Origin of the sequence: Microcoleus sp. Pol10D4, from assembly GCF_036701555.1 — a bacterium.
GTDB lineage: Bacteria > Cyanobacteriota > Cyanobacteriia > Cyanobacteriales > Microcoleaceae > Microcoleus.
The window spans coordinates 81,967-94,885 of sequence record NZ_JAUBRA010000019.1 but is presented as its reverse complement, the minus strand read 5'-3'; the positions used below and the strand labels follow the sequence as shown (position 1 = coordinate 94,885).

The window sequence follows — 12,919 nt, the reverse complement described above, 5'->3', positions numbered from 1 at the left end:
GTATTTTAAAGTCCCAAAAGCCTTTCGATCCAACTTATTTGCTCGCTACCCCTTGACAGATCAAGACAGTATCTACAGTTTTTTGACAATGGCGCAATAATAGCCCCAGATGAAAACCTGCGGGCATTTTCGTCATTTTCACCAATCGGCATAACCGTCGCGACTCTCTTCGATATACCAGTAGCACAGTTAGCCAACCAACAGCCATGAGCCGATACTATCACCCCACGCGCTACACCAGTCGCAGCCTACAATCCCCAGCCGCACCTACCCAGACTCACAAAGCTTGGTTCAAATCCCCCCTGATTCTATCAGCAATTCTTTTAGGCTTGGGCATAGTCGGCGCTACCCTATTTGTTGAGTTTACCACCCAGCGCATCATCCACATTCGGGCTGATGACAATTCCGATTCGGCTGAAACTTATACAGCCCAGCGACAACAACACTGTCAAGCCAGCATTCAACATTATAAACCCGGTGATGTAGCAATTTCTATGTCTTTTGCCGATCGCCCTGTCACTACCCAAAATATCTCCATTTCTAACAGTTTATCTCTACTCGGCCAGTGTAAAGATCCAAAACGGGCGATCGCCAACAAACACCCAGGAACCTCTTTAATTTTACTCCTAGAGCGCATCCAAAACACAGTCCAAAAAGAACGCGCCCGCAAGAATCAAAAACCAGTCGTAGTAACCATCGCCATTCAAGACGACGAGCCGGGCCCAAACCAACCCAATCCAAAAGACGTTCAGCGGATTAAAACCGTTGTCCACAACATTACCGAAAACAATGGGGCGATCGCCTTCATGGTTGAAGACGAAACCCTCAAAAACCAGCTAGAGACTAATTTAACATCCGAAGGCAAGGTACAAATTTGCGATTTCAAAGACATTTCTAACTGTGTCAGTTTAGCCTTGGAAACCGCTCGTAAACCGGGTTTTCGATAGGAGCCGAGAAACCGGGTTTTTACCAAAATACTTCGTTGTAGCCAGCAGATTCAGTCAAAAACCCAGTTTCTGCCCCTCCAATGTGACCAAAGAAACCGGGTTTTTCTCAAAATACTTTGTTGCATTCCGCAGATTAAGTAAAAAAACTGGTTTCTGCCCCCGTGCATCCAGGACTAAGTAACTTCCTCAAAAATTCGCATAACTCCTCACAAATTAAACGATTAAACATTGTCAGCAAAATCAAAGGAAAGACCATGAATTTAAATCAACCGCAGAATAACGAGCATAATCAAATTCAACTTCATATCTGGCAAATAGTCGATCGCTGGCGGCAATTTCCACAAGAAGTAATTAAGCGCCTCCCTAGAGGATTGCGAGCTAACGTCAGCGAAAGAGTTGGCAAATCAGCCGAAGCCCGTATTGCCGACGCCCGCATTCAAGACATGAATCCCATCGCTTCCCGGCAATCTTCTCCTGCTACCAAACAAGCTACAAAAATTGTGGTAGTGTTAGTAGGTGCACTCACCTTCAGTGCCGGAACCCAAGTGCTCACCTCACGTTTAGGTGCGGCGGCTTTACCAGCAGCAATGGCGGGCGGCGCATTGGCTAGCTTCTTAGTTGATGAACAATCGACTAAAGTATTTGCCAAAATGCGAATTGCTCACAGCACCCAACAGGAACTTAGCGCGATCGATCGCCAAGGGCAATCTCCTATCAATGAATTAGACGTATTGTTCTATCAAAGTCAAAAGGCATTAGTCCAACAAATCCAAGGCAAATATTTAGAGAAACAGTTGGCTGTAGATGCAATTTTGGTAGGAGCTCTCAGCGGTGCAGAATTTGCTACAGCTCTATGGATTGTAGTACAAATGGGGCTACCAGGGGGGATTTTTATTGAAGCGATCGCCGCCAGTTTGCCAGTAACAATTGTTTGGTTAGCCGCCGCTTTTCAGAGCGATCGCTTTGAGTTACCAGAACACTATGCCGATTTAATTGAAAAGTATTTTGGCCATATGTTACCACGGGAAGGAATGCCAGAAGCTGAAGTTGAGAAACTCCTTGCTGATAAAGATAGCCAAGAAACACGTTTGGACTATTTAATGAAATACATTGCTGAGGGGGATAGCAATGGACGGCTGAAGAATATGGCGATGGCGGAAGCGGACTATGATATTAGCATGGGTCGCGATCGCAAAAAAGAGTTGGAACTGGAGCGCGATCGGGCGATCGAACAGCGGTTATTTCAATCTCGCGCCGACAAAACCGAACTGGAAAACGCCTTTGTTGCGCCTGATATTGAAATGATTGGTGCACCTCACGAAATCAAGGAAAAGCAGCAAAAGGTCGATCGAATGCGGCAGCAGTGGGTGCAGCAGAAAAGCGCTGAGTTGGAAGAGATTTTAGGGCAAGATTTGAAGATAATCGCCCACCGTTACGGAACGCAAATTAAACAATGTGAGGAGGACATCATGGCGGCGCAGCAGCGGTATGACGAAGCCTACCGCAACTGGAAGGAAGGCCATGACGACTTTGGGGGCGACTTGGGCGACGCGGCTTAAGAGAATCGGGAATGGATGAGGTGGGGGGTGTTCTCTTGGTATAATTGAGAGCATCCCTTTTTTGTTGAACCCGATCGCCCATGCACGAACTCGATCGCCTCCTCCAAGAACTTGTATCCCAAGCCCAATTATATCCCAAAAATACCGATCCAAGAAGACGCAGAATTATAGGAGATTTGTGGGACATTATGTTTCCTAGCTCAAGCTTACGAGGTCGCAAGTCAAGACCTACTGATTATGAGGCAAAACGGCGATTAGGTGGCATCAAAAAGCGGTGTCGCGACAGATATATGGCAATTTTAGAAGGTGATTTTGAGGAGGATTGGTCGGATGTTGTAGTAATTACTCAAGAAGAGATATTAAAGAACATTAATATTTTCAAGAAAGGAGTAAATTCCAAATTGTATAAAGCATGGCTGAAGTTTAGCGAAACATCACCATCACAGCGAACTCCCGAAGTTTATTCTGAATTCAACCAACAATTAGAAAAATTTCGCCGCAGCTTTATACAAAGACGCACAAACAAGAAAACTCAAACCTATCCGCCAGAAAAAGCTCAAAACCTAGCTCAATCCTGTGAAAATTTATGCCAAAACATTCAAAATAGCGAAGTTGATTTACAACAAAGCTGGAATACTTTCTGCGATGAAGTCCAGCAACTTTATCGACCTCTCAAGTTTTGGAACTGGTTTGCTCGTTATTTACAATTCCGATTCATTGATATCATCCGCCAGCGACTCAACGTAGTTTCAGGAGATGCACCGGGTGCAAATCAAGATGATGATAGCGCAACTGAAACGAGATTCGATCGAATTAAAACAAAAGCCGACTCAAGGCTATCTCCCGAGGTGATTAGAATCATCTATCAAGATCCAGATGGCATTTTCACGGGAAAGGATATTAGAGGTTTTCCTGATGTTAACTTTCGCGCGATCGCCATTTTAAAGTTTAAACAGGCTAGCCTAAAAGAAATTCAAGAACATTTTGGTAATCGAGTTAATGCTCAGACAACAATTAGTCCTTTTTACACCCGTACCTGCTCTTATTTCAAACCGATTCTCGAAGAGTATTTAGAAGCACAATTAGCCTTGCCCAAATCTGTTATCGAACAAATTGTCACCGACTCTGAAGGGAAGTATAATAGAAGAACAATGCCCGATCGCCCTCAAATTACTTTTAAAGGAATAATTCAATCGCGATTGGAGGGAGTGCAATCTTGGACAATTCTCGCCAGACAGTTACAAGTCAATGCCACCGAACTAATATATTTTTACCTTGACGGTATCAATTACTTTCAACTGATACCCAAACCGCAGAAGCGAACCCGCAGAAATAAAAAAAACAACCAAGAGTAAATTAGGAGAAAACAGCCATGACATACACCAGTCGCCCGATGTTTGCAGTACCTCTGACATCAAAAGCATTGAAACTAGCAAAATCCTTTCAAAAGCAATATGAAAGTCCAGCAAAAGCCAGACAAGTTTATCTAAATACTTTGGCAGTTTATGCAGTGGATACCTACTGTCAGTGTTTGGGCATTGAAACCGATTTAGAAGCTTGCGATAGTCTAAATCCAGCCATGCAGCCTTTGATGGATGTCGCCGATTTAGAAATAGTAGGTATTGGAAAACTAGAATGCCGTCCCGTGTTACCGGCCGATGAAAACTGTTATATTCCGGCTGATACTTGGGAAAATCGGATCGGCTATGTGGCGGTAGAAATAAATGAATCATCGAGAGAAGCAACTCTCTTTGGCTTTTACGCACCCATCAACCCTTTAGAAATGATGGAACAAGTTTCTTGCGAGAGTTTTCAGCCGTTAGAAGCATTTTTAGACCACCTGTACCGACTGGAAACGGCGCTGGATTTTTTTCAAGGTCATAACCCCGTAGCTGTTAAAGTTCGAGAGAGATTGAACGAGCAATCTCTGCCTGAAATTATCGCGGAAATGGAGCGAATATACCGCACCTATAACAAATACGAGCGACGCTATGCGGGCGGGGAGTTTTTAGCGAGTTACGTGCCTGCAAAACCTGGTTTTGCCTTCAGAGGTAGCGCACCTATTGTGGATAGAGAAGAGTTTGACGATTCACAACAAACTGAGTTGCAAGATTTAGCAGAAGAGTTGCTAGAAAAGTTGGATGAAATCTGGGGTAGTGATGACTCCGATGAATCGGTTAATCCCGGAACTCCAACTAATGAAAGCACTGATGCCACAGGGCAAATTCCACAACCTGTAATGGTTCCCCCATCCACAACTACCGCCGGTCTAATAAGTTTAAATGAATGGTTGCAAAAATCTGAAAGTAATTCTCAATACAACTGGCAGAGTCTGGAATCATTTTTAAGCAACCAAGAAGGAAATCTAATTTTTAGATTTGCCAGCGCCCCCCGTTCCCGCACTGCTGACACCGAATCGCCAACCCTTAGCGCAAGTAAGGTGAGAGAAATCTCCTTGGCTGGCTATCCTGTTGTATTGATTGTCAATTGCCAAAAAAATGCCGAAAAAACCGATATTCTCATCAGATTGTATCCCCTATCTGCTGCACAAACTTATCTGCCAGTGGGGATAAAACTGATTGTAATTGATAGTGAATCGGGAGATGTTTTTTTGGAGGCTCAAGCGCGGAGTGCCGATAATTGGATTCAATTGGAATTCAGCGGTGAAGTAGGAGAGCCTTTCAGCATTAAGGTAGCGCTGGAAGATGCCGAAATTACTGAACATTTTGCTATCTAATTTTAAGTCAAAATCTCTAGGGGAATGGGAATGGGTAAAATAGTTGTCTTGAGTTTTATAGCGGGTGATTGTCAGCAAGGATTTCAGCAAGTCAGGCTAGAAATTCGGGAAGATAATCAGTGTTTGCTAGGGACAGTTGCCGGCCAATTGCCACCCGCCCCGCAAATACCGCAGCTATACAATACTTGGCAGGCAAGATACCGTCAAATGGGATCGAGGTTGCGAATTGAAGCGAAGTCAGCACAGGTAACAAATTTTTCTCGTCGCGATTTAGAAGCAGACAGCGATGCTTTAAAGCAGCAGCTTAATAATTGGCTCAACTCACCGGAATTTTCTCCTGTGAAGGATGATTTGCTGATGAAAGTTGGGCAACATGAAGAAGTCCGAGTAATCGTTCAAACTGAGGACTTGCACTTGCGACGATTGCCTTGGCATTTATGGAATTTTTTCGACCGCTACCTGCAAGCAGAAGTAGCTTTGAGTTCTCCTGTTTGTCAGAAAATATACCCCCTGAAAAAGAGAAACAAGGTGAGGGTTTTGGCGATTATTGGTGACAGTGCGGGAATTAATTTAGACAGGGATAGGCGCGAGTTAGAACAAAATTTACCCGATGCAGAAATTGTGTTTGTGACGCAACCAGAACGCCAAGAAGTTTATGATGCAATTTGGGATGCGGGCGGATGGGATATTTTGTTTTTTGCAGGTCATAGTCTGAGCGCATCTGATGCTACTACAGGAAAACTTTTTATCAAACAAGGGGAAAGTTTAGAAGTTAAGGATATGAAAGCTACTCTGAGAAAAGCAATAGCGAGGGGGTTAAAGTTGGCAATTTTTAACTCTTGTGATGGATTAGGAATTGCCAAGCAGTTAGCCGAGTTGAATATGCCCCAAGTAATTGTGATGCGAGAGCCGGTGCCGGATATGGTGGCTCAAGAATTTTTGAAATATTTTCTTGAAGCGTTTGCTCGCGGTGAATCGCTGTATTTAGCTGTAAGGGAGGCGCGGGAAAGGTTGGAAAGCGTGCAGGATGAATTTCCCTGTGCGACTTGGTTGCCGGTTATTTGTCAGAATCCCGCTGAGGAGCCGGTGAGTTGGCGGGAGCTTGTAGGTACAGATTCAACAATTAATCAAACATCAGATGAGCAACAAGAACAAAATACTAATGCGGAACCTAGTCGCCGCCGTTGGGCAAGAATTGCATTATCTAGTGTTCTCCAAATTGTTCCGGGAGGATGGGCTAGTGTTTATTTAGCTGATGCTCTCTTAAATGTGGTTCAAGGTGCAGGCAATCAAAACACTGAAGGGGAGAACAATGATAAAAATTCCACTGAATAAATGTAAGATTGGTTAGTTTCTCATTTGACACGCTTTTTCTCCAGATTGATTTAACGCCTGAGTACAATAAACTATAATGAAGCTAACTTCTATCTTAATATTGAGAGGTAAATTATGCTGGTAAATACCGTAATTGTTGAAAAATTGGAGATCGACGGTACAGTAAAAACATTTACGATGAAAGCTGATAGAAAATATGATCTTTGGATTGCCTTATCGGATGAGTATGAAGACCTAAGAGATGGGCCATTTCACTTTCTTGATAAGCGATATGCTGAAAGGTTTTCAAGAGAGTTTGGAAAATGTCCAGTGCGACGAGTAGGAAAAAATCGCTTTAGCCGTTTGAATGATTGTTACGAGTTTAGTACATCTTGGCAGGAAATTCCTACGAAAAAAGATTGGCTTTCTTATTATGCACTTTCTTTGCCCGAATACGCAGTTCCAAGGGAAATTTGCATTACAGATCCAATGCAACCAGAGCATGAATACCAAAAACAAGTTATCCGAGATGACCAAAACAACTGTTTTGTTATTTACTTAAAATGTAGTTCTCGTTTGGGTTCATTTAATTTTGATTTATTGTGTAGATTTTACCAAGAGGACAAGTTATTATTTAAACAAGCTGGATATCAATAAATTTCGACTACTGATTGTTGGATGAAAGATGTATGGAAGCATAGTTTGGAGTTAAGAGAAGCCATAAAAATTGAAAATTTTTTAGATTTAGGAGTTTTTGGTATCAATAACAAAGTGATGCTAATGTTTGGGGAAGGAAACTTAAACGATGGCTTCCCTTCTATTCAAGCTCAAGTTTTCACGGAAAACGGGCAATTATCAGCCCAATGTTCGGGTCAGCTCCCTCCTTCATCAGAGTTGTTAGCACTTTATCGTGATTGGCAATTAATGTACAAAGCCAGCCTCGGAATAAAGAGAAAACTAGAAGGAAAACCAGCACAGCTAACAAATTTTTCTCGCCTAGACTTGGATCGTTTAACTAAAAAATTAGAACAACATCTGAATAAATGGTTAATTTCTGAACAATTCATTCCTATCGATCGCATCTTGCACGGAAAATTTAACCACTCTAATCAACTCCAAGTCATCATTCAATCTCTAAACCCCGATGTGCGTCGGCTCCCCTGGCATCTCTGGAATTTTCTCGATCCTTATAAGAAAGCTGAAATTGCTTTAAGTTCACCTTTTTATGACCGAGCTTTAAAAACTGATGTCACTAGAAAAGTCAGAAATAGCTTCGCTATTTCTGGACCTAGAAACAGAATCAGAATTTTATCAATTTTGGGCGATGCTCAAGGAATTGATATCAATACAGACAGACAGTTACTCGCCAAAATTGATGCAGAAACTACTTTTCTTGTCAAGCGAAACCGCCAAGAATTAAATGAACGATTGTACTCAGAACAAGGCTGGGAGATTCTCTGTTTTTCCGGCCACAGTTCTAGCGAAATGGATGGTAGCAACGGTTATATTAAAATCAACGATACCGATAAGCTAACCATTCCTGAATTTAAAAATGCTCTCAGCACAGCCATTGAACGCGGCTTGCAAATTGCAATCTTCAACTCTTGTGACGGCTTAGGATTAGCGAATCAACTGGCTCAATTGCACATTCCCCAAATTATTGTTTTCCGAGAACCAGTCCCGGATGTAGTCGCACAAGAATTCTTGAAAAACTTCCTCACCGCCTTCGCTAGCGGTAAATCTTTCTATCTAGCAGTCAGAGAAGCACGAGAGAAGTTGCAAATTCTGGAAACTCACTTTCCTTGTGCTTCGTGGCTACCAGTCATTTGCCAAAACCCCGCCGAAGTGCCCCCGACATGGCGATCGCTCCAACATTGAAGCGGGCGATCGACAGTTACGGGAAGTTCGCATAAATTTTTAGGCTATGTGGAGAGGAAAAAGCTGAATAAGTTCACAGCGCCCACCCGATTACTGTAGCAAAAGATACCAAATACCGAGCAGGTTCATTGGCTGCGCTCCATAGCTAATGCCAACCGTATAAAACTATGCAGGCACAGGAACACGAGAAAGTACCGCAAATTTTTCTGAGGCTTCTGCATAATTTACTGGGTTAAACTCGACTACTTGCAAATAGGACGTTTTCCCAAAATTTCTGAGAACATCCTCTTTGATTAGGAGTACCCCTTTTCCCTGATTTAGGATTATGGACGAACTGTTAGGCCAACTCATCAGAAAACTTTATCAGTACCATATTGAGAGTCCAGAGTACAGAAAGGCTTTGGAGCATCTACTATCCTTGATCCCACATCTCCCTGGTATTTGCCAAGACCGTCACCCAGACTATTCAAAAGCTGTAGACCAAAGCTCAGAGGATATTCGGCAAAAGATTGATGGATTTATCGGGACTCTTGGTTTGAAAATAGATGAAGCCCCAGCATCTGTTTTGCGAGAAAATTTTGTCAGATGGGTTAATAGATTTCTCCGTTTTGATATTTACGATTTGTACCGCAGCCGAAAGCTACCTCTAAGTCTAGACAACGCAATCACAGGTGAAGAGGGAGAAACTACTTTTATAGAGCAGCTACCAGATCCTAGGACACTTGATCGTTGGCTGGAACAAGAGGAAGCCCAAACGCAGCGTTTAGTTCTCAAACGTTATGTAGAGAGAGATCCAGAGGGAAAGCTAAGAAATTGTTATCCTGCAAATTGCTCCAAATGCAGCTGCCAAGCCATAGCTCAAGCACGATACCTAAACAAACCGCAGTTAAGTGTACCAGCACTAGCAGAGAAATTTGGAATTCCCCCAATCACGATTTACTCACGTTGGGACCGGAGCTGTCGCCCCATACTTCAAGAGATTGCCCATAACTATCATCAGTACCTCCATTTACTTGAGCCAGTACCTTTGAGCCAGTGGTTTGAGAATGTCTTTGATGCAAGTTGGCAGACGCTCGAATCAATTTTTGGCGCGGGAAGCCCACATCTAGTTCGATCGAGAAGACGGACAGCAGATGATGTGAGACTGGGTAAGCCGATCGATCTGGGAATGCAACTGGCAGGAAACCCTGTAGCCCTTGTTGTTGTGGTAGCTCTCAACCCAGAAGGAGAACTAGGCATACTGTTACGGCTGTATCCTACTGGTGAGCAAGAGTGCTTACCACCTAATTTGCAACTCGTTGTCCTGGATGAGTCTGGAGAAACCTTTCTAGAAGCCCAATCGAGAGATGCCGATAATTGGATTCAACTTCAGTTCAGTGGTGTAGCAGGAGAAAGTTTTAGTGTCAAAGTTGCTATGGGAGGTGCTAGCTTCATAGAAGATTTCGTTATATAACAGCTTGCTTGCCCAATCTCTGTTTGACTAAATATGAGTCAAGACTTCTCCCGTAAAAATCTGCGAGGACGCTCTTTTAAAGGTCAAGACCTAACAGGAGCCGATTTTAGCTACGCCGACATTCGAGGTGCAGACTTTACCAATGCGATTTTAAGAGGGGCTAACTTCAGTTATGCCAAAGCTGGACTGCAACATCACTGGGCTATTTCCTTAGTAATACTTTCATTTTTACTAGCAACAGTATCGGGATTAACTTCCGCGATCGCTAGTGCTTGGATCTACTATGTGCTAATCAATGTTCCTACCGCGATCGGATTAATACTACTTGCTGTTTCCTTTATTTCTAGTATTCGCAAAGCTTTAGAAGCAGCTATATGGACTGTGCCTGTAGCTGCAATTGTAGGCGTAGCTATGGCTGTGACTGGTACTGCAACATTGCCTGTAGCAGTCAGCATACCGGGCGCTGTGGTACTGTTCGTAAGTGGTACTATATTGGCAGCGTTAGCTGTAGCTGGGGCTGTGGTAGCATCTGCCGCTTATGCTGGAGTTGCAACATTGATTGTAGCTTTGGTTGTTACATTGGTTTATGCTGGAATCAAAGCTGGGGCGGTAGCTAGTTTTTTTATATTACTTGGTGGTTACATTGGCTGGCAAGCCTCTGTTGGAGAGCCAAAATTTGCCTTTATTAGGAAGATTGCTATTGCCTTTGCTGCTACGGGTGGAACCAGCTTTCGTGGTACTGATTTAACTGATGCTAATTTCACGCAAGCAATCCTCAAATGTACAAAATTTATCGGAGCAAATCTAACTCGCACCGTCTTCTATAAAGCCAAAAAACTGCTTTTTGCCAGGGTTGGCAAGTCTATCTTAGAGCCTGTATTCATTCGCACATTACTGGTTACTGGTAACGGTCAATATAAATCATATGTTGGCGTTAATTTGAGAGGAGCAAATTTGATAGGTGCAGACCTCAGAGGTGCTAATCTTAAAGGCTCGAATATCAGCGAGGCGACTTTCCAAGGAGCGAATTTAGAAATGGCAAATTTTGCGATCACTGAAGCAATTGGTACAGATTTCAGTAGCGCTCAAATGACAGGCGCTTGTTTGGAATCGTGGAATATTAATAGTAGCACGAAATTGGATAATATCGATTGTCGATTTATTTATCTTTTAGAATATCCCCACCCCGGAACCGATGACCGCGAACGTTGTCCCAGCAGTGGCGAATTTGCCCCCGGAGAATTTACCAAACTTTTCCAAGAATTTCTAAATACGGTTGACTTAATCTTCCGCAGCGGCGTTGACTGGAAAGCCTTTATCGCTGCCTTTAAAAAAGTGCAAGTTGAGAATGAAAACACCGAAGTCACCATTCAAAGTATTGAAAACAAAGGTGATGGAGTTGTGGTTGTCAGAGTCAGCGTTACTCCTGATACCAACAAAGCAAAGATTCATAGGGAATTTACCGAAAATTATGAACTTGCCCTCAAAGCCATAGAGGAAAAATATCAAGCTAAACTAGAAAGCAAAGATGAGCAGATTACCGTTTATCGCCAGCAGCTAGAAGATTCTCGTCAGAGAGAGATTCAGCAAAATTCCAATATGAAAGAAATTATCGAGATATTGGCAAAACCAGCCGTTAATCTTCCTGTTAACGAGTCTGAAGTAAAAGCTATAGCCTTACGCCAAACAGCAGTTAATTTAGTTGTCCTCACACTGGGATTTGGGGACTTAGAGAAAGGATTTCCTTGTGTTATCGCTCAAATTTGGACAGAGATCGATAGACTGCCAATTCAACATCCAGGTGAGTTGCCACCAGCACCAAATATTTCTGTACTTTATGAAGAGTGGCAGTCAATTTATCATCGCCTGGAATTGAGCTATAGAATGAAAAAACCACAGTTTCAAGCCAGCAATTTTTCTAGAAAAGGCATTGATCAAATTGCTGTAGAATTAGAATACTCTTTAAACAAATGGCTCAATTCAGAGGAATTTTTACCTATAGATAGAATCCTGCGCGAGAGATTCAAGCGTTCTGATGAAATCCAGGTAATCATCCAATCACAAAATATCGAGGTGCGTCGCCTTCCGTGGCATCTGTGGGATTTTTTCAAAGCTTACCGCAAAGCTGAAATTGCTTTAAGTTTACCCTTTTACGATCGAGCTTTAAAAACTGCTGTTACTAGAGACAGAATCAAAATTTTATCAATCTTGGGTAGCGATCGAGAAATTAATCTGGATGAAGATAAGCAGTCACTAACACAATTTGATGCAGAAACATCCTTTCTCGTCAAGCCCAACCGCCAAGAATTAGATGCACAATTGTGGGATGAGAAAGGTTGGGATATTCTCTGTTTTTCCGGCCACAGTTCCAGTGAAATAGATGGTAGCACTGGTTATATTTCTATCAACGATACCGATAAGCTAACCATTACCGATCTAAAAAATGGTCTCAAAACAGCGCTCGATCGCGGCTTGCAAATTGCAATCTTCAACTCTTGTGACGGCTTAGGATTAGCGAATCAACTAGCCCAATTGCACATTCCGCAAGTTATTATTTTTCGAGAACCAGTACCTGATATAGTCGCACAAGAATTCTTGAAAAACTTCCTCACGGCCTTCACCAGCGGTAAATCTTTCTATCTAGCAGTAAGAGAAGCGCGGGAGAGGTTGCAAAGTCTAGAAGATCGCTTTCCCTGTGCTTCTTGGCTCCCCGTTATCTGCCAAAACCCCGCCGAAGTGCCCCCAAGCTGGTACTCGCTCCAAAATCCCTAACACCCCCCAAAAAACAACCTCCCAACGAAACTGCATAATTTCCGCAATTCCCCACGATACATATATAGCAAGCCATACAGCCCCCCAACGAGGTACTCATGCGCCACCCTAGCCCAGATAGCCCGGTTTCTGGAAAACCCCTGCTCCAAATACCCCTCCCAATCCCCAACTCCCCATCCTTACTGAAGTCGCCGCCAAAAACCTCGGCTAATTCCTCATCGCATAATTTGCCCGATCGCCCCCGATATAATTTCAGCCA

Annotated in this window: 9 protein-coding genes; all 9 read left to right on the top strand. The window is 43.1% G+C overall.

Annotated elements, in window-relative coordinates:
- Positions 1-206: 206 nt before the first annotated feature.
- The 9 genes from QUA36_RS12575 (at position 207) to QUA36_RS12535 (ending at position 12,660) form a co-directional block, all read left to right on the top strand.
- Positions 207-947 carry a hypothetical protein gene (locus QUA36_RS12575; protein ID WP_333457769.1) on the top strand — a complete coding sequence of 247 codons (741 nt, stop codon included), beginning with the start codon at positions 207-209 and terminating at the stop codon, positions 945-947.
- Positions 948-1,201: 254 nt separating this feature from the next.
- The gene (locus QUA36_RS12570; RefSeq protein WP_333457767.1) at positions 1,202-2,506 is read left to right on the top strand and encodes a hypothetical protein; all 1,305 of its coding nucleotides are present in this window, start codon (positions 1,202-1,204) and stop codon (positions 2,504-2,506) included.
- An 80-nt stretch (positions 2,507-2,586) separates the two neighbouring features.
- Positions 2,587-3,861, top strand: coding sequence for a hypothetical protein (locus tag QUA36_RS12565; RefSeq protein WP_333457765.1), 1,275 nt, complete (start codon positions 2,587-2,589; stop codon positions 3,859-3,861).
- Positions 3,862-3,878: 17 nt separating this feature from the next.
- Positions 3,879-5,243 carry a DUF1822 family protein gene (locus tag QUA36_RS12560; RefSeq protein ID WP_333457764.1) on the top strand — a complete coding sequence of 455 codons (1,365 nt, stop codon included), beginning with the start codon at positions 3,879-3,881 and terminating at the stop codon, positions 5,241-5,243.
- 30 nt (positions 5,244-5,273) lie between these two features.
- On the top strand, positions 5,274-6,578 hold the full coding sequence (locus QUA36_RS12555) for a CHAT domain-containing protein (RefSeq protein WP_333457762.1): 1,305 nt from the start codon (positions 5,274-5,276) through the stop codon (positions 6,576-6,578).
- Between the two features lie 114 nt (positions 6,579-6,692).
- Complete coding sequence (locus QUA36_RS12550; protein WP_333457760.1) at positions 6,693-7,214, top strand: hypothetical protein; 522 nt, start codon at positions 6,693-6,695, stop codon at positions 7,212-7,214.
- Positions 7,215-7,235: 21 nt separating this feature from the next.
- Positions 7,236-8,435 (top strand): CHAT domain-containing protein, encoded by a 1,200-nt coding sequence (locus QUA36_RS12545; RefSeq protein WP_333457758.1) that lies wholly within the window; start codon positions 7,236-7,238, stop codon positions 8,433-8,435.
- A gap of 325 nt (positions 8,436-8,760) precedes the next feature.
- Positions 8,761-9,888, top strand: a complete 1,128-nt coding sequence (locus QUA36_RS12540) for a DUF1822 family protein (protein WP_333457757.1) — start codon at positions 8,761-8,763, stop codon at positions 9,886-9,888.
- 33 nt (positions 9,889-9,921) lie between these two features.
- Positions 9,922-12,660: a pentapeptide repeat-containing protein gene (locus tag QUA36_RS12535; protein WP_333457755.1), complete on the top strand. Its 2,739-nt coding sequence runs from the start codon at positions 9,922-9,924 to the stop codon at positions 12,658-12,660.
- Positions 12,661-12,919 lie beyond the last annotated feature (259 nt).

Bases quoted from the DNA above. Each gene is read 5' to 3' on its own strand.
- QUA36_RS12575 (WP_333457769.1), top strand. From the start codon at position 207: ATGAGCCGATACTATCACCCCACGCGCTACACCAGTCGCAGCCTACAA.
- QUA36_RS12570 (WP_333457767.1), top strand. From the start codon at position 1,202: ATGAATTTAAATCAACCGCAGAATAACGAGCATAATCAAATTCAACTT.
- QUA36_RS12565 (WP_333457765.1), top strand. From the start codon at position 2,587: ATGCACGAACTCGATCGCCTCCTCCAAGAACTTGTATCCCAAGCCCAA.
- QUA36_RS12560 (WP_333457764.1), top strand. From the start codon at position 3,879: ATGACATACACCAGTCGCCCGATGTTTGCAGTACCTCTGACATCAAAA.
- QUA36_RS12555 (WP_333457762.1), top strand. From the start codon at position 5,274: ATGGGTAAAATAGTTGTCTTGAGTTTTATAGCGGGTGATTGTCAGCAA.
- QUA36_RS12550 (WP_333457760.1), top strand. From the start codon at position 6,693: ATGCTGGTAAATACCGTAATTGTTGAAAAATTGGAGATCGACGGTACA.
- QUA36_RS12545 (WP_333457758.1), top strand. From the start codon at position 7,236: ATGAAAGATGTATGGAAGCATAGTTTGGAGTTAAGAGAAGCCATAAAA.
- QUA36_RS12540 (WP_333457757.1), top strand. From the start codon at position 8,761: ATGGACGAACTGTTAGGCCAACTCATCAGAAAACTTTATCAGTACCAT.
- QUA36_RS12535 (WP_333457755.1), top strand. From the start codon at position 9,922: ATGAGTCAAGACTTCTCCCGTAAAAATCTGCGAGGACGCTCTTTTAAA.